Source organism: Nonomuraea sp. NPDC049378 (assembly GCF_055586745.1).
The window spans coordinates 343,396-361,694 of the sequence record NZ_JBVJHP010000007.1; the positions used below are offsets into that span (position 1 = coordinate 343,396).

At 64.9% G+C, this 18,299-nt stretch carries 11 protein-coding genes; 5 read left to right on the forward strand and 6 right to left on the reverse strand.

Translation table 11 applies throughout. From position 1 onward, the window contains the following. Positions 1-146: 146 nt before the first annotated feature. The 3 genes from ACZ6SA_RS17935 to ACZ6SA_RS17945 all read left to right on the forward strand — a co-directional run bounded on the left by ACZ6SA_RS17935 (position 147) and on the right by ACZ6SA_RS17945 (position 3,407). A complete protein-coding gene (locus ACZ6SA_RS17935; RefSeq protein WP_347645529.1) occupies positions 147-1,271 on the forward strand; it encodes a trypsin-like serine peptidase in 1,125 nt (374 codons plus the stop codon). Between the two features lie 337 nt (positions 1,272-1,608). Further along, positions 1,609-2,718, forward strand: coding sequence for a trypsin-like serine peptidase (locus tag ACZ6SA_RS17940; RefSeq protein ID WP_465829021.1), 1,110 nt, complete (start codon positions 1,609-1,611; stop codon positions 2,716-2,718). 29 nt (positions 2,719-2,747) lie between these two features. Then, a complete protein-coding gene (locus ACZ6SA_RS17945) occupies positions 2,748-3,407 on the forward strand; it encodes a Fic family protein (protein ID WP_465829023.1) in 660 nt (219 codons plus the stop codon). A 156-nt stretch (positions 3,408-3,563) separates the two neighbouring features. Here the strand turns inward: ACZ6SA_RS17945 and ACZ6SA_RS17950 are convergent, their stop codons facing one another. Both ACZ6SA_RS17950 and ACZ6SA_RS17955 read right to left on the reverse strand, forming a co-directional pair. Further along, a complete protein-coding gene (locus ACZ6SA_RS17950; protein WP_465829025.1) occupies positions 3,564-5,609 on the reverse strand; it encodes a sugar transferase in 2,046 nt (681 codons plus the stop codon). Between the two features lie 352 nt (positions 5,610-5,961). Continuing rightward, on the reverse strand, positions 5,962-6,180 hold the full coding sequence (locus tag ACZ6SA_RS17955) for a hypothetical protein (RefSeq protein WP_465829027.1): 219 nt from the start codon (positions 6,178-6,180) through the stop codon (positions 5,962-5,964). A 98-nt stretch (positions 6,181-6,278) separates the two neighbouring features. On the opposite strand from ACZ6SA_RS17955, the gene ACZ6SA_RS17960 reads away from it, so the two are divergent. Next, positions 6,279-6,515 carry a GntR family transcriptional regulator gene (locus tag ACZ6SA_RS17960; RefSeq protein WP_347618857.1) on the forward strand — a complete coding sequence of 79 codons (237 nt, stop codon included), beginning with the start codon at positions 6,279-6,281 and terminating at the stop codon, positions 6,513-6,515. Positions 6,516-6,540: 25 nt separating this feature from the next. Here ACZ6SA_RS17960 and ACZ6SA_RS17965 read toward each other — a convergent pair whose 3' ends face one another. Further along, complete coding sequence (locus ACZ6SA_RS17965; protein ID WP_465829029.1) at positions 6,541-7,617, reverse strand: DUF418 domain-containing protein; 1,077 nt, start codon at positions 7,615-7,617, stop codon at positions 6,541-6,543. Between the two features lie 149 nt (positions 7,618-7,766). On the opposite strand from ACZ6SA_RS17965, the gene ACZ6SA_RS17970 reads away from it, so the two are divergent. Then, the gene (locus ACZ6SA_RS17970; RefSeq protein WP_465829031.1) at positions 7,767-8,258 is read left to right on the forward strand and encodes a hypothetical protein; all 492 of its coding nucleotides are present in this window, start codon (positions 7,767-7,769) and stop codon (positions 8,256-8,258) included. A 464-nt stretch (positions 8,259-8,722) separates the two neighbouring features. Here the strand turns inward: ACZ6SA_RS17970 and ACZ6SA_RS17975 are convergent, their stop codons facing one another. From ACZ6SA_RS17975 to ACZ6SA_RS17985, 3 genes are all read right to left on the reverse strand, one after another. Beyond that, positions 8,723-9,316 carry a DUF4240 domain-containing protein gene (locus ACZ6SA_RS17975; RefSeq protein ID WP_465829033.1) on the reverse strand — a complete coding sequence of 198 codons (594 nt, stop codon included), beginning with the start codon at positions 9,314-9,316 and terminating at the stop codon, positions 8,723-8,725. Positions 9,317-10,469: 1,153 nt separating this feature from the next. Then, a complete protein-coding gene (locus ACZ6SA_RS17980) occupies positions 10,470-10,901 on the reverse strand; it encodes a hypothetical protein (protein WP_347645538.1) in 432 nt (143 codons plus the stop codon). A 73-nt stretch (positions 10,902-10,974) separates the two neighbouring features. Beyond that, positions 10,975-18,228 (reverse strand): RHS repeat-associated core domain-containing protein, encoded by a 7,254-nt coding sequence (locus ACZ6SA_RS17985; RefSeq protein ID WP_465829035.1) that lies wholly within the window; start codon positions 18,226-18,228, stop codon positions 10,975-10,977. Positions 18,229-18,299: the final 71 nt, after the last annotated feature.

Genomic DNA, 18,299 nt, shown 5'->3' on the forward strand with positions numbered 1-18,299 from the left:
TTCTATAACGGAACGGAACCGGGCCATGCTTTTTCCCGTCGTTTCCTGGCCGCCGGTCCGGCCATTCATTAACGTTCCGAACGTTTTCCTGGCCCACCCGGGGCGCAGCACCCCGCTCTGGGCCGCCGAAAGCCGAGAGGAGCTCCATGAATTCCCGAGCAAGGCGCGTCGCGATCCCGCTGGCCGGCCTGGTGGCCGTCGGACTGGCCGCGGGAACGGTCAGCGGCGCCGCGGCCGGCGCGACGGCACCCTCAGACGTCGTGTCCAAGAACGCGGCCACCCCCGCCGAGCAGGCGATCCAGTTCTGGACGCCGGACCGCGTGAAGCGGGCGACCGACCACGACGACACCATCGACCTGACCACCAAGGGCATCAGGGGCGGCAACAGCACCCCCGACGGCCCTGCCGGATCCGTTCCGCCGATCGGCGGGGAGAAGAAGACGAAGACCAAGAAGAGCAAGCAGGTCAACCTGCCGAACACCGTCGGACGCGTGTTCTTCACGCTGCCCAAGGCCGACCCGCGCAACCCGAAGAACTGGCGTTACTGCTCGGCCAGTTCGGTGCAGGGCAAGTACCGCAACCTCGTGGCGACCTCCGCCCACTGCGTGTACGACACGAAGAAGAACACCTTCTACGACAACTGGGTCTTCATTCCGTCGTACTGGGACGGCAAGAGCGTCTGGGACGGAAAAGCGCCCTACGGCATCTACGCCGCCAAGACGTTCAACGCGCACGACGATTTCCTGGTGAAGGAGGACTTCGACTACGACTACGCGTTCGTCAACGTCTACAACGGCATCAAGGTCGACTGGGCGAAGGACAGGGGCCGCTGGAGGTGGACGGTCAAGAACGTCGGCCGCCTCGGCGACAACGTCGGCGGTCAGGGCTTCACCTGGAACCGGAGCACGAAGGCGACCGTGTTCTCCTTCGGCTACCCGGCCGGCGAGCACCCTGACGGCGACAAGCCGTTCAGCGGGCGCACGATGAAGTGGTGCTACGGCAAGACCAAGCCGATGCCCGAGGCCAAGAAGTACAACCTGCAGGAGCACGTCGGCCTCAAGTGCTCCTTCACCGCCGGAGCGAGCGGCGGGCCACTCCTCTACTCCTACAAGAGCGCGTCGCGCACCGGCTACCTGATCGGCGTCAACAGCGTCGCGTGGGACACCGACGGCAACGACCGCTACGACCACATCTCGTCGCCGTACTTCAACACCGACACCTACAAGGTCTACAAGGCCGCCGCCAACCGCTGGACCGGCAACATGCCGTGATCGAGCCCGCACCCCAGGCCCCGGTTCCCGGGTGGGATCCGGGGCCTTCCCCTGGCGGCGGAATGGGGCGGGCGGCGACGTGGCGTGCGCCACTCGATCGACCCCGAAAGCCACCTGAATGACGACATTTCCCGACACATCATCAAGTCCGCACACCCACGCTGACCTGGGGAAACGATGCGATTAATGATCATTTAGAGGTATCCAGAGTGGATGCCTGACACGTTCCTTATAGTGCGAAGTGCACCCTTGATCAGGTAACGAATCTCTATCCTCGCTGCAATACCGTCTGTACATCTGGAAAAATCCCACCTTACGACCCTAAGAAAGGCAAAAGATGATCCCCCGGGCCAGGCACGTCGCGCTCGCTGCACTGAGCAGCGCGCTGCTCGTGCTGTCCGCCCTCACGGGGATCGCCGACGCCACGGCCAACAGCGCCGCCAACAGCAAGGTGTACGCCGTCCCCCTGGCCACGACCCAGGCGGACGTGAAGAGGGTCGCCGAGCACTGGAAGCCCGACCGGCTCAAGGTGGCCGACAACTACAGCCCGGCCACGCCCGGCGCCAAGGCCGCCCCGACCTCCGAGCCCCAGACCGCCACGGATCAGAGCAACCCCGTCGCCGCCATCAGGCGCACCCTCGCCGCGCAGAGCGTGGCGTCCGCGATGCCGCGCAAGGGCAAGACGGCCACCACCATGGGCAAGGTCTATTTCCGCTTCGGCGACAAGGAGTACTGGTGCTCGGCCAGCGCCGTCGCCGCCCGCAACCGCAGCGTCGTCGCCACGGCCGCCCACTGCGCGTACGACTCGCGCCAGGCCAGGGCCGCCGACTCCTGGATCTTCGTCCCCAACCCCGGCCCCAACGGCGAGGCATCCCAGGGCATCTACGTCGGCGCCGCCATCAGCATGCACGAAGACTGGTCGGGCAAGGGCGACTACGACTACGACTACGCCTTCGTGACCGTGCACCGCGGCTTCACCTGGACGAAGAAGAACAACTCCTACGCCATGAAGGACATCGGCCGGCTCCAGGACAACGTCGGCGGACAGGGACTCGACCTCAACAAGAAGCCGTCCACCTACTCGGCGTTCTCGTTCGGCTACCCGGCGGGCCCCCAACCCGACAGGAGCAACCCGTTCAACGGCAAGAAGCTGCGTAGCTGCGAGAGAGGCACCACCCTGTGGGCAGCCGTGGCCCCCGCCTTCGACCTGCAGAAGGGCGTACAGCTCCAGCCGTGCGACTTCAGCCACGGCGCGAGCGGCGGACCCTGGCTGGTCGGCTGGAACGAGAACCGCGGGCTCGGCACCCTGGTCGGGGTCAACAGCCTCACCTGGAACCGGGACGCCCAGGGCTGGTACGACGCCGTGTCGTCACCGTACTTCGACACCACCACGGGCGAGGTCTACCGGCACGCCGCCTCCGTACGCACGATCTCCAAAGTCGCCTGATCCCAGGCACCACCCGCGAAGACGTGGGTGTGCACTCGGTTGAGCGGGCCGTCTGGCGCTATCAGCGCGCCCTCCCGGAGTTCGTGTGGGATGCCGCCGCGCTGGAGGGAAATCCCTTCACCTACCAAGAAGTGCAAACGATTATGGACGGCATCACGGTGGGAGGTCGCAAGATCAGCGACGAACGGCAGGTGGTCAACCTCGCCGAGTCGGCCAAGGAGTTGGTCAGGGTCGTAAAATCCGAGAAGTTCACGCTGGACAGGCCGACGTCGGATCATTTCCAGCAGCTGATCGCACAGGGCGAGGCTCTCGAAGTGGGGCACTTCAGAGGAGAAGGCCCGCTTACTCTCACACCCGGAGTCAGCCTGGGAGAACACGGCAGATATATGCCGCCTCCGACCGAGCCTGGAGGAGACAACCTTCGCCGAATCTTCACGGCCGGCGTGGCAACCATCCGGGCCGAGATCGAGTCGCCGTTCGAGCAGGCATTGGCATACTTCTTGTTCGCCGCTCTCCAGCGTTTCTACTTCGATGGCAACAAACGCACCGGCCGTACGATGATGAACGGGCACCTGATGTCGCACGGAATCGACGCCATCAGCGTGCGGGCCGCACGGCGGGCCGAGTTCAACACCACCATGGTCGGCTTCTACCGGACCGGAGACGCCACCACCGCGTTCGCTTTCTGACCTCATGCCACCCGGACTTCGAGAACCCTCCAGGCATCCTGTAACGCCTTCCGCTCTGCCCTGTCGAGTCTGCTGGTGAAGTGAGAAGGCAAGCCGCCGCCTCCCTGACACCCGCCCCGAGCGGTTCCGCTTCGCATATGGGCACGCGAAACGGGCTCAGCCCTTCCCTCCCCCCGTCACCGCGGAGCCCCAGGCTTTCATCATCTTCCCGAATTCCTTGCGGAAATGCTCCCGGTCGATCGTCTCATTGGCGTGCTGGAAATACCAGTTGTCCAGCCTCCCTCGTAGCTGGTTGAACTGCGGGGAAGCTGCCTCATAGCCGAAGTATTCCTTGTAGTACCCGAAGTGGCTCCACATCCCCGCAGTGACCGCCTTCTTGCCGGTCGTCCACGTGTGGTTGACCTCCGGACTCAGATCGCGCGCCATTTCTCGATGTGTCGCGTCCACCAGGCCGCGGGGGTCGATGAACGACATCCTCCCCATGGCGACCTGCGGCAACTGCAGGAGTTCGTCCCAACCGGCCTCTCGCATGGTTTTGCCGAAGTCTGTGATCCGGGTATCTGCGGATCCCAGGCTGGAATCCATGCCATCGGCGCTCTTCATCGAGCGGAATTTCCACATGTTGAAAAGTTCGCCATTTTTGCCGAGCCGTTGCTGCGTCATGAAGGGACTCTTGCCATCCTCGAGGAATTTCACCAACGCCGTGAAGCCGGCCACGGGCGCGGCGAGCGGCATGAACGCCATGGACCATTTGAACTCCATCCACCTCTTCTCGGGGCTGCGCAGCCACGGAATCCCCTTCTTGGGGAAGGGCTCCCGTGGCAGGCGCAGCGCCAGCTCGGGAGACACACGCTGCCGGCCGGCCATGAATGTCTTGCCGGCCAGTTCCGCGCCGGTGCCGAGGAGGGCCATGCCGAAGCCGGCCTGTGCGGCGTGCTTCCAGTCCCAGCCGTACCCGCTCGCCCATCCGGCCGTCGCCAGGGCGCCGGTGCTCACCGTTCCCCCGACGAGGAGGCGGGAGAGGACCCGTTCCCAACCCGGCTTCTCCATCGCCGCGGCCAGGCCGGTCAGCAGCGGACCGCCCCTGCGCAGAAGCGAGGGCAGGGCGCCGTGCGCGCCGCCCATGAGGCCGCCGGCGACCGCCCCGTGCCATGTCGTCTGGAGCAGCTGCTTCAGGTCGACGTCACCGGTGGTGAACAGCTGGTCGATCACGTTCAGCCCGCCGGCGAAGGCCATGCCCAGCACCGCCTCGCGAATGATCCGCAAGGTGATCTGCAGGGCCATCCCCTCCAGCCGGATGGCCCTCGCCGCCGCGGCGTTGAGGTAGGGGTTGATGACGATCGCCACGTACACCAAGGTCACCACGTAGGCGGCGGCCACCCAGTAGTGCCACTGCGCCTTGGAGATCGCGTCCATCCCCGTCCGGCAGTACTCGGCGAGCTCATCCGACTGCCGTTTCAGCTCCTCCAGCAGCCCCTTCTCGCCGGTGAGCATCTTCACGGCCTTCTTGAACTCGTCCGTGTTCGGCCCGTCCCCGGACGTGATCACCCGCCCCGCGTGCTCATCGACCTCCTCCGCCACCCGGTCGACGACGCGGCCGATCTTCAGCGCGGCCTCGCGCAGCACGTTCACCTTGCCGATGTCGCCGTCAGGGTAGGCGCACCCGAAACCCATGGCCTGCAAGAACCATGCCGCCTGCTGCACGAAACCGGGTGGCGGGACCGTCGAGGGCAGCCTGCCGCCCTCGATCGCCGGCCGATACTCCTCGATCTCCTCCAACGCCGCGGATGGCGGGGACTGCGAGGACCTCCGTCCGGTCAGGACATCCATGGTCGCGCTGTTCGCGCTGCGGTAGACGATGCCGGCGTTGACCATTCCGGCTCCCATGCCCTGGAGCAGGTTCACCGTACCGACCAGGTTCTCCAGCAGGGCGTCGCGCAGCCCCACGAAACCCGGCGCCTTCCGCGCCCGATCGCCCTCGTACAGGGCCCGGCCCAGATCGTCACTCCCGAACGGCCGCTCGCCCATCGCGTCGCAGAACTCGTCCACACCGATCCGCAGGTCGCGCACCGCGTCCTGGACGCCACCCCCCGCTCCCATCCAGAGTTTGGCGGAGAATGCGGTTTCCAGCATGATTGCGACCCCAGCGAGCGTTAACGACGATCGGTTGATCTTGTCGCGAAGACTGTCAAGAGTGTACAAGGATCACCGAATGGTGCAATTCGGATACAGAACTCCTCGCATGGGGCGACGTGTCACCACGCTCGACCGCTCAGAATACGCAGCCACAGCACCTGCGCCTCGCGGACCGACGTCCAAGGACTCTCGACGATCACTGATGCGCCGTCATCTCTGGACGCTCGGCGAATGAACGACAGGCCCCCTGCCGCACACAGCTCATACGAGGGCCGCCGGCAGTTGCAGGTGAAGTCATTGACCCGGATCCGGCAACCGCGTGGATGGCATCGTTGCCAGTCCACCCGTTCAGCCCCAGGCTGAGGAGCCGGCACGTGTACGCCATGGTAGTCGCCCCAGGCGAACGGCTCCGGGACCGTCATGGCGTCGTACGCCTGCCGGTCTGGTCGCGCAGACGCTCCACGAAACTCGCTACGTCATCGGCGCTCACAGTCTGCTGGAGCCCTCGTTCGATTGCCGTGTTGCTGAGCCTGATGCCGCGCCGCGTCGCATAGAAGATGCCCGCGTCGCTGCGGAAGCACGACCAGTCAGGGAAGGTTTGCCGGATGAGGTCGAGCTCGTGGGGAGGTTGTGTCATGCCGACAGGGTAGGAGTGCAGTACGCGGTTGTCTATAGGGCACCATAGAGCCATCCGGAGATCGATGGAAATGCACAGGTTTCTACAGTGGCCTGGTGATGGAGTTCCGCGAAGACCAGCCCCGATGGCAGCAGGTTGCCCAGGTGATTCGCGAGCGCATCGCCGAAGGGACATACCGTCCCGGCTCCCGGGTGCCGAGCGAGAACGACCTCATGCAGGAGTTCGGCATCGCCCGCATGACGGCGCACAAGACCATGAGAGCCCTCCGCGAGGAGGGCTCCATCTACACCGTGCGAGGCATGGGCAGCTTCGTCAGCATTCCCGAGGGCACATGAGTGGCGGCCCACTGGCCCGAGCTCGTCACGTACCGACCCGGCTGAAGGGCGGGCGGCGGGCCCAGGTGGCCCAGCGCCAGAGCCATTCGAGCGGGCCCTGACGGTAGCGGCGCAGCCACAGGGCGGACAGCAGCCACTGGGCCGCGAGGATGGCCCCCGCGGTCACGAACGCCACCTGCAAGGACTGGCCGACCGGCAGGCCGAGGACGCGACTGGCCGCCAGGACGAGCAGCGTGGCGGTCAGGTAGTTGGTCAGGGCCATCCGGCCCAGCGGCGCGAAGACGACCCGCAACACCGGCCGCAGCGGCGTTCTGAGCAGGACCAGCAGGGCGCACACCACCACGCCGGCGATGAGCAGATCGGCCAGGCTGGACGGGAACGACGGCTGCATCGGATCCGCTCCGGTCGCCACCTGAGCGTGCACCCACAGGGCAGTGGCCGCCCCAGCCGCGAAGACCAGCCCCAGCAGGAGCGGCCCTCGGGTGGATCGCTCGATCCGCTCGATCACCCCGTACCGGACCAGTGCCGAGCCGAGGAGGAACAGCCCGGCGATCAGCAGAGGCCCTCCCCCGCCGAACAGCGCCACCGGAACGAGCACGGCGGCGAGGCCAGCCACGGCCCATCGCGGCAGCCAGGACGAGGGCAGCAGCACCAGCACGCCGACCACCGCGTACTTGGTCAGGATCTCCCCGGGCCACAACACCATGTGGACGAGCCCGATCGCGAGCAGCGCCACCAGCCGTCGCAGCAGGACCAGCCACGGGCGGGAGACGCGGTCGGCGGCGGAGTCCAGCAGCAGCGTGAACCCGATGCCGAACAGCAGGGAGAAGATCGGTAATCCGAGCCACGGATCCCAGTCACCCATGGGCTGCGTCACGACGGCGGTGCCGTGATTGGCGATCAGCTGGATGTTGGCGAACAGGATCTCGCACAACGTGAACCCACGCAGTACGTCGAGCGCGATGATCCGCGGCCGGCCGGAGGAGAGCGCACCGGTCTGCGGCCGGCCGGACGCGGGCGGAGCGGTCGAGGCGGTGGCGTCGTGCGGGAGACGGTGACCGGGATGGCTGGTCGGTTCTCGGGGGAACTCTTCGCGAGGCATAGGGCCGAATCCTGCAGGGCCGCCCGCGGGGACGGTATCGGCCGAAAGCAGGGTCAGCAGCAGCCAAGATCATACTTTCGGGCAAAATTACAGGCGGTGGCGACGTCCTATGGTCGGCCGGTTGCTGATCGTGCCCGATGCTGGATGTCATGTTCCAGATTCCGCCGCGCACGGCCACCGACGCCTACCTCTCCAGGATGGGCGGATCGATACGTCTCGACATCGTCTTCGACGTCGATCTCGGAGAGCTGGTGGAAGGCCACCACGTCGTCGCCCGCGGGCTGGAGTTGACGGACGCCGGCGGCGTGCTGCACTACGAGTTCGTGCCCGGACTGCGGCAGCAGGAGGAGGAAACCAAGGGCCCCTTCTTCTGGTACTGGATGTTGTCCACGGAGGACGACCTCGGCACCCCCTACAACGACTACAACAACGGTGCATTCGACCCTGACGGCGAGGCGGCCGCGCATGGAACTCGCCACCTGGGCGGGCCGGTGCCCAGCACAGCCTGCCTGCTGCATCTGAACTTCACGCCGGCCGAGGGATGGACACCACCCCGATCCTGGTGTCGGCAACTGGACATTTCCTTGCCCGACGGCCACGTAACAGAGTCGCGGACTCCCCCACAGCACGACGCCGAATGAGAACGGCACAGAGCACTCGTCGACTGATCCCCAGCCAACAACACGAACCAGCGCTGTCCACCGCCCTCAAACACGGCCTGGACGTCATGACCGTCCTGCGCGACGCGCTCGTGTGCCACCTCTGGATGCCACCAGACCCGGTCACCGCCTGACACTTCGGCAGCAGTCGCACTCCTGCACGCCGCTGGGCGATCACGCAGCGCGATCACCAGAACTCGAAATGCGCACGACGTGAATGCTTACCTCCTCCACCTGGATCGCGTTGTCGTAGACAGGATCGGCCATGCATCAGATTCAAATCTGTGAATCCACGCTGAGTAACGCGACACCCGTCGATCACACAAGAGCAATCTGGGCCCGCGGTCATCAATGGCGATGATTTACCGGCGTTGGACCAACCATTATTCTGCGAGACCTCTTCTGCGGCTGTCACATCTATCATCGCTTTGCGGAGCGCCCTGCTTCTATTCAGACGCGCTCCCCGACTCCCCTTGAGTGAGGTATCGGTGGATACGTGGTAGCCGCCACCGCGCCTCCTCAGGATCGTCCCAGTAATCCCCGGTTGGATTAAACGGTTCTCGGACTTCGATGCCTCTGGCCCCTAGCGTCTCCCAAAGGGACAGCACACCTTTACCAGTCACCTGCTCATAAGGCTGGATCGCAAGTGAGCACAGTGACTCGAACTCGGGATACAGCTCTTCCGGCAATCTGCCCACCGACCGACGATATTGGACACGCTCTCGCGCCTCAGGCAGGTCGATCAGACTGTCGGGATTCGCTATGGTAGTTTCAAATGCTTTTCTTCCAAGACCGATGAGCCAGCCCACAAAATACTGGAAACCGTCGTCAGAGGAAATGCCGAAAAGATGTCCAGCCGCGCCAAATAGCTCCCAAGTCTCGGCGCGTTTCTGATTCAGAAACATCCACATATGGAAATCAGCGATTTCTTCTGGCGATCTTGCAACCAATATGTTTTTCAGCCAACGCACTCGCTCAACCTTTGTCCAACCGTCACCTTTCGACGACTCAATCAAAGCCCAGAAGTCATCTTCACTCATACCGTGGTACCGCTGCACGTTTCCTCCTAGTGTTTTGAGTCGTTGCTTCGCTGGCAGTACCGGCGACGGGATCGAGGATCTAGTCGGCGGTCTAGGTCCAGATGTAGGGCGGGTGTTGGCGTTCCATTCTCGTGTTAGGCGGTGCGGTCGCGTTCGAGCCCGCCGCTTGATCTCCGGCTTCTGGCGTGCGGAGAGGCTGTAAAGCAGGTGCACGTCCAGGTCGTCCATACGTGCCGCTTGATGCTGTTGAGAAAGCACGGAGGTCGCCGACATGATGCGGCTTAGTGATTACCTTGCCGTGGCAACAATCAGGAGGGCGAACAGATCAGTGGTGCCGACCCGGATGTAATGGTGGGTGACCAGCAGGAGCGGTGCAGGGCATCATCGGCTAGCTGCGATCCGGTCGGCGCTGGGCTTGTGGTCCCGGCCGGACCTGCCGCTGCATCCGGCCTGGATCACCACGCTTCCCGCAGGCATGCGGAGACCGGTCTCAAGCACTCAGGAACGATCTTTGCACACTGAAGTGACAACCTCCCTGAGGCTGGTTGCAAAGGGCTGAATGAGGTCGAAGAGCGGATTGAGGTCGGGAATCGCGGTACCTGGTGGGACGGTCCAGCCCCACTCCCTGTTGTCGCTGTCCCACGACTCTTCCAGTTGCGGAAACGGGCTGGTGAGACCGATTTCGCTCGGCACACCTGGGACCTTGGCCGCGAGGCGAGGCACCCGCTTGTTCCAGAGGTCGATGACCAGAACGTTGTAGCTACCGGCGCGTTGGAACGCGATGTAACCCTTTTCATCACCTTTTGCCAGGCGAGTCCGCGCTCTTCGACCGCTTCCGCTATGGACTCGGCGAGGAGTCGGCCGACCTCAATCATCTCCGGAGGAATGCGCAGACCACATAACCCAATATTCGAGCGGCATACGCCCTACGCGAGCACGAACACATCTACAAGCAGCACCAAGCCCATTGAGCCCTGGACCAAGCAGCGCCGCTGCGTACCGTCCCCAATTCGATCACGGATCCAGAGCGAATCACCGACCTGAATGTACGCCGGCGAGACCAGCTCGGCGACGTTCTCCACGAGTACTCACATGCGGCTTGAACTCCATGGATGGAATTTTCAGCAAGCGCACTGTCGACGTGCAGACACCCTCACCAACCTACGTACGCGTAAACGCTCACGAGCGCCGTGGGCTTGATGCCCCGACTTTCGATGGCCTTCATCGCTTCGGGTCGATCGTGCTCCTCGGAAACGCTCCACGCATAAGCAGCAACGGTGGCACCTTTCCACCGGGATGATTTCAGCCACACATTTAGCGGCCGGCTGTCCACCTTGGTGGTCCAGTTTCGGCTGTGGAGATAGGCTACCGCCTTCCCGAGCGATTCCTCCTCAGTATCGCCACCGACATCGACCAAGAAAGCATGGGTTACTAGGATTTCTGACCCCGTTGAGACTTCTTGGCGTTCTTTCCAGATAACTGTGCCAATCTTGTTAACTTCTTCCAGTACGCCAGGGTCGACCTCTTCGGGCTGCTGCGCACATCCTCCAACAAGAAGAGAAATCGCAAGAGCAATTGCAGTCAACTTTCGTCCCCGCGTAACCCTCATCCTTTTATCTCTTCTCGCTCGCGGTATCGATTGAGGACGAAATCGTATCTTACATGTAGGTCCAGCATGCAGCTCTTCCGCATGCGAAGAGCTCAGGGGCGGCCTTCACGTATCCTAGTAGAGCGTTACGGCGCTCCTCTGCGATTCGCCCGTTCTCTGGATTCTGCTTGGTGGCCTCGGGCCTGCCGATGTAGCCACTATTTGCCCAAGCCACGTATCGCTTGGCGCTGACCACTCCGGTTTTCGGGTCCACGACCGCTCCGGAGCAGGTGCAGTAAGCGATGGCCGCGTCCATGTCGGTCATAGGACGATTAAGACCTGTTATGCGCTCTTTCAGATAGCGCATATAAGCCGCTGCCGCATGTATTGCAACGGAGGGATTTTTCATCATATCCGCGATCTCACCGTTGCTATAATTTCTAGCCGCAAATCCCTTCACGTATGCGTTAAGTGCATGCCTTATTTTATAGATTTCCAATTGGCCAATGCCAATCGATGCCCCTTCTCCTTGCGTCAAAAAGCTAAGGTTATCGCCACCCTTGGCCCCAAGTGTCTGATTGGCCTGCCAGTGGCTTTCATACATGAGACCTGCAGCCAGGGCATTTACGTCTTTGATTCCGTGATTCGCGGCCGCCTTCTCGATATCCCTCCAGTATCTAACGATGTACTTATAGCTTTCATAAGAAGCATATCTAGAGGCGCTGGTTCCGTCCTTTGGCTTTGTAGCATACATGCCCGTGCCACCTACTTGCTGCATCTTTCGCCACTCGCCGAGTCTTACATCGTTGGCGTTCTTCTTCGCCGCCTTCTCCATGGTGGCGAAGCTTTCCAGCCCGCCGGCCGCCACCCAGCTGAAGGCAAGCTGCTTGTCGGTCATAGTAGGCGACCAGTTAGACATGTATTTGTTTTGCACTTTTTCGCTAGCGAACCAGAAGTTGGGCTGGTCGACGGGCCGCCCGTTGGGCATAACCTTCATGCCCAACCTCTCGACCTCGTCTTGGCCGAGCCAGAATTTCTTTTCCTTCTCCAGTTCGATCATCCGGAGCCAGGTCGGGTCGACAACGACGGCGCCACAATTGGGGACGAATCCAGGCGCGCCACCGACTGCGAGACATCCGATGGCTCCGCCTCCTCCAGTGTCGTCGATGGACTGACAGCTCCCGATATACAGTCCGGTCCCGCCACATCCTCCAGTCACGATGCCGTGCTGGGCGTAGATGCTGCTGGCTTCCTGGGCGCTGATGCTGGGGGTGTAAGCCGCGCTCCCGATGCTGGCGGTGGCGTGGCCGGTGGGGTCGGTGCCGGTGAGGGGGGAGGCGTTGGCGTAGGTGTAGCGGTTGGCCTGGACCGAGGGGTTCGGGTTGAGGGTCATGGTGTCGCGGCTGGTGAAGGTGCCGGTTCCGGGTTGGTACCAGCGGGCGTGCATGTTGACCTTGCCGGTGTCGGGGTCGGTGTATTCGCCCTGGTAGCCGAGGTTGGTTGTGGTTCCGGTCTGGGCGGTGACGGCGCCGAAGGGGTCGTAGGCGGTGGAGGTCTGCAGGGTGGTGGTGTAGGTGGCCACGAGGTCGCCGTGCAGGTCGGTGAACGCCGCGGCCGCCGCGCCGGTGCCTTCCTTGAGTCCGAGCAGGCCGCCGCCAGCGTCGCGGGCGTAGCGTGCCTGGACGGCGCCGCCGCTGTCGGTGATGGCGGCCAGGTCGTTGCCGAGCCCGGTGTAGGCGAAGGTCTGCTTGGTGGTGCCGCGGATGCGGCTGGTGAGGCGGTCGAGGGCGTCGTAGGCGTAGACGCTGTCGCCGTCGGCGATGAGCCGGTCGAAGGCGTCGAAGGTGTAGTCGGTGGTGGTGCCGGCCTTGGTCTCGGTGGCCAGGGTGCCGCGCGGGGTGTAGGTGTAGGTGCTGCCGTCGCCGGTCAGCAGCCGGTTGCGTTCGTCGTAGGTGAAGGTCTTGTCGCCGGCCTTGGTGCGGTTGCCGGCGGCGTCCCACTCATAAGCGGTGGTGGCGCCGTCGGGGGCGGTCCAGGAGGTGAGGCGTCCGGCGTGGTCGTAGGCGTAGGTGTTGGTGCCTGCCCCTGCCGTGCCCGCGGTGGTCTTGGTGGTGAGGTTGTCGTCGGCGTCCCACCCGTAGGTGATCTTCACGAGCTGGGTGCCGGAGCCGCTCTGCAGCGTCTGACCGGTGAGGCGGTCCATGGCGTCGTAGTCGAAACTCTGGGTGCTCGCCTGGCCGCTGGTGGCGGTGACGGTCTTCAGCCGGCTGGCCTGGTCGTAGCCGTAGGTGAGGGTGCGGCCGGTCACCGGGTCGGTGGCGGTCTTCAGGCGGCTGGCGTTGTCCCAGGTGAAGGTGGCGGTGCCGGCGGCGTCGATGCGCTGGGTGGGGTTGCCCAGCGCGTCGTAGGCGTAGGCGGTTTCCTGGGTGCTGCCGCGCGTCACCGTCAACGGCAGGTCGCGGTCGTTGTAGTCGACGGTCACATTGCCGGCGGTGGTCATGCGGTTGGCCAGGTCGTAGCCGAAGCTGCGCTCAGCGGTGGCCGCGCCGCCGCCCGCGCCGTTCTCGCTGGTGAGGCGGCCGAGGTGGTCGAAGGTGCGGTCGATGCGGACGCCGCCGGGCTGGAGGGTGGCGACCGGGTTGCCGGCCGCGTCGTAGAGGTGGGTCCAGGTGCGCTCGGCCGCGTCCGGATGCGCGGCGGTGGCCGGTTCGGTCACCGATTCGGCCAAACCGAGGCTGTTGTAGGTGGTCCAGGTGGCGTTGCCGCGGCCGTCGGTGAGCCGGGTGCGGGCGCCGGTCGCGTCGTAGCCGAGGCTCGTGGTGATCGACTCGCCGTCCGAGACCGGCTCGACGAGCGTAGTGGGGCGGCCCAGGGCGTCGAACCTCTGCTGGGTGAGGTGTCCCTCGGGGGAGGTGACGCTGGTCTGGTTGCCTGCGGCGTCGTAGCCGAAACGGTAGGTGCGCAGCACGTCGCCGGTGCCGTCGAGGTCTTTGGCGGCGATCTGCCGGCCGGCCAGGTCATAGGCGGCGGTGGTCGCGTTGCCGTTGGGGTCGGTGGTCTTGATCAGGCGTCCGGCCAGGTCGTAGTCCATGCTGGTCGTGTTGTTGTTCGGGTCGGTCACGGAGGTGACCTCACCGGCCGCGTTCACCCCGTAGCCGGTGACCTTGCCGCCCGGGGCGGTCTGCTTGACCAGCCGGCCGGCGTCGTCGTAGTCCATGGTGGTGGTGTAGGACGCCGTGGACGGCTTGCGCTCGATCTGCGTGGCGGTGATCTGCCGGCCGAGGTCGTCGTAGGTCGCCCCGGTACGCGCCCCGGTCGGGTCGACCGTGGCGAGCTTCTCCCCGGCCATGTCGTACTCCGTCACCCACGTTCCGCCCTGCTGCCCATCCGGGGCGGGGTCGGTGACGCGCACCTGACGGCCGAGCCTGTCGTACTCGAAAGTGGTCGTGTGGCCGCGCGGGTCGGTGGTGGAGGTGAGCTGGCCGGCCGCGTCGTAGGTGAGCGAGGTGGCCGGGGTGAGCGCGGTGCCGCCGGGCGGGGTGTAGCTGGGCGTCTTCTGACTGGTCAGGCGGCCGGCCTTGTCGAAGACCGAGGTGACGGTACGGCCCTCGGCGTCCGTCTCGTGCGTCTTGGCGCCGAGCACGTCATAGCCGAACCGCACCGTGGGGCGCGCGTCGCCGGCCGTGCCAGCTTTTTCGACCTTGACCTGAGGGCCGGTGGTTTCTGTGAGGCGGCCGAGCGCGTCGTAGCGCATCTCGGTCGTGTACGCGTCCTTGTCGGCGCCGGCCACATTGCCGCGCGGGTCGGTCGTGGCGACGGCCAGACCGCGGTCGTCATAGTCGACGGTGGTGACGAGGTCCTCCTCGCCGTTCTCGACCGTCGTCCTGGTGGGCAGGTTCGTCGTGGTGTAGGCCTGTTCGGTGACCTCGGCGCGGTCGCTGCCGGCGCTGGTGCGGGTGGTCTTGATGATGTTGCCGTTGGCGTCGTAGGCGAACGCGGTCCTGCGGTCCAGCCTGCCCGGGTCGAACGTCTGCGAGGTCAGGAACCCAGCCGCGTCGTAGACGTACTCGGTCGTCGCCTCCTCCTCGCCGCCGGTCACCAGCTTGATCTGGTTGCCCGCCGCATCGTAGGTGTGCTTCTCCAGCTCGACGTCCCGCGCGGTCGCGGAGCCGTTCAGCTTCACGTTGTCGGCGATCTTCTTGGCGAGCAGGTTGTCGCCGAAGTACTCGAAGGAGGTCCTGCGGCCCATCGCGTCCGACTGGGCCACCAGGCGGCCCGCCGCGTCATAGCCGAACGACGCCAGCACCTTGTCCGTGGCGGGTTGCGGGTCGACCGGGCTGCCGGTCCAGCCCTTCAACGTCTGAGTGACCAGCTCACCACGCTCGCTGTAGGCGTGCTCGACCACCGCGCCCCTGGCGTCCGTCACCGTGGCCAACCTGCCGATGGTGTTCCAGCTCTGGCGCACCACACCGCCCTCAGGGTCGGTGATCGTCTCCACCCTGCCGTGGTCGTCGTAGGTGTAGACGGTCGCGCGCTCGGCGTCGCCGCCGGTCAGGTCGCTGACGGTCTCCCGCAGCTTCGCGCCGTCCGGGTCGTAGGCGTACGTGGTGCGCTTGGTGTGCGTGACTCCGGACACCTCGTTCTTCACACCCTGCTCGGTTCGCGTCGCCACACGGCCGAGCACGTCGTAGGTCAGGACGGTCTTCACCCCGTCGGGGTGGGCTCCGGACACTTCCGAGCTCTCGCGGAGCCGGCCTAACGCGTCGTAGTCGAGTTCGACCTTCAGTCCTTCGGGGTCCCGTTGCTCGGCCAGGTCACCGGCCGCTGTATAGCGGTAGGTCCACGTGTTGCCCCTGGGGTCGGTCTGGGAGGCGACCAACCCGGCCGGGGTGGTGCCACCCCCGACGGCTGCTTCCGTGCCGTCAGTGTAGGAGGTCGAGACGGAGCGGCCGTCGGGGAAGCCGGAGGTGGCGGGGGTGGTCTGCTTGGTCTGCTCGCCGTACTGGTTGTACTCCCACCGGGTCGCGTAGGTGTCGCTCTCCAGGTCGGACGAGCGGGCATCCCGATGGACCAGCCGCTTGCCGTTACGCGGGTCGAACTCGTCATCCTCGTTGAAGTGATAGTCGGCGTAGGCATATTGGCAACTGGAGTCCGTACGACATGACTTGCCGCGGATCGGGTTGCCGCGCTTGTCGTTCCACCAGCGGACACTGTTGCTGTTGCGGTCGATTCTCTTGGCCGGGTAACCGCCGGTGTCGTACTCGTAGCTGGTCTTGAACTGGAGCTGGTCGATCTCGTACACCAGACGATCAGCACGACCTTGGTCATAGCCGTACGTCTGCTTGCCGTCGCGCGGATCGGTCACCTCGACCGTGTTGACCTTCTCGACCCAGTCGACCTCGGGCTTACCGACCTTCCACGTGCCCCCGTGCCTGTCGACGTGTGTCAGGAGGCGGTCTGTCGCGGTGTCGTAGGTGTTTGTGGCCCAGATCCGGCCAGACGGCAGCGTGACCAGCGTCAGCTTGTTGCTGACCTTAGCCCGGGCCGCCCAGTGCGCCCGGATCGTGGCCTCCGGCAATGGCTTGCCGTAGACCGCGAACTCGTCGATCGTGCCGTTGAACGCGAAGGCGCCGGATGCCGCCGGGCCTCCTGGAATGTTCGACCAGGAGTTGGCACGGTAGCCGCTGCCGACGAACGCACGTGCACGGTATTCCGCCACGGTCGTTCCGGTCAGCTCACCGGCGAGTTCACCGTCGAGATAGAGCTTCTGCTGCTCACCCGCCACCGTGAGCACGACATGATGCCATTGACCATCGTTGACCGGAGCGGCCGACGTGATCGGGGTGAACCCGGAGTCCGACAGCTCGCCCAGCTGACCCCGCAACCGCCCGTCCGTGCCGACGTACAGGATGGGTTCGGTGCCGCCGAACTGGTGGCCGAACTGATCAGCGGAGAGCACGACACCGTTCTGGGTCGTCTTGATCCAGCCTTCGATCGAGACTTCTTTCCGCAGGCGATCCAGCATGTTGAAGGGAAGTTCCATGGTGGACTTCGTGAAGCCCGCGGCGGTGTCGCTGCTTCCCTCCAGCGCACCCGGCCGGCCCACGGTGACGCCGGTATAGATGCCCGTGCCGCCCTCACTGCCAAGGTTGGCCGCGGGCTCGTCCTCCGCGTCGCCCAAGCGCCAATAGCCCACCGGCTCAGCGTCGAGAACGACGCCCTGGTAGCGAGAACCTTCCCCATAGGTGTAGGTCGTGCAGTTCGGCGCGGCCGCCGGCGAGCACACCGACGTCAAATTGTCGCCCGCATAGCTGTACGTCCACGTCAGCGCCTTGCCATCCACAGCGTCCGTGGACACGGTGGCCACGCGGGACCCGTTCCAGGTGAAATGCAGCGCCCGGCCGCCAACCCCCGTCACCGAGCTGAACGTGCCGCCGTCTCCATAGGCGAGGGTCTGCGCCCGGCCACGCCTGTCCACGATCTTCAGCAGCCGTCCCGACGCGTTGAAGTGATAGGAGGTGGAAGAGGTGTCCATCAGGCGCCAGCCACCGCCCTCCACCTCCGCCAGCACATCCTTCATCCCCGGCGGCGGCTGGTACGTGCCGTCACCCTTGGCGGCGAACCGCACCCGCCGACCACTCGGATAGCTCACCAACAGGCTCGTCGTCGCCGTTCCGGACAGCTCCGCTACAACCTTCATGTCCCACGGCGACGACCACCCGCCGCCGAAAATGCCGTCCGTGCGCGCATCCTGGCTGTTGTACGTCCGCACCACCGACAAGGGCGGACCCGCCGCCGCCACCTGCGCGTCCACAGCGCTCGTGGTGTAGTTCCCGGCGATAGGCGAGAACTCCTGACCCTCGCTTGCGCGCTCACCCAGATGGAGACTGTTCAACGGCTGACGCGCACCTGTAACGACCAGCTGCCTGTCGCTGACGGCGGAATCGCTGCTCTCCGGATCCACGACGCGAACCCACCACTCGTACGGCTGCCCCCATTCCAACGTGTCCTCAGGCACCCGCCAACTACTCACACCCGACTGAACGCTGGACTCCCAACACTCCGGCGTCGGGACCGGCTCACCCGGGTCAGGAAACTCGTCCTCGTCCTCCTCCGGCTTCTCACAGATCTTGAACCCGAAGCTCAGGTCTGCCTCCGTCCCACCGCCCAAACTGGTCGCGCGCACAGTCAGCAGCGGAGTCGTGCTGACCAACGACCCCGTCTCGGGATACACGTGGTTGATTGCCGGAGTCGCGGCCGGCAGAGCCTGCCGATCCCTCTGTTCTGCGCGCTCGACACCAGGCGGCAACTCGGACTTCTCCACCTCCAGCGCCTCGCCACGCCTGTCCAAAGGAAGGGCCCCCGGTACTCGGGAGTCCCCTTCAGACGTCTGCC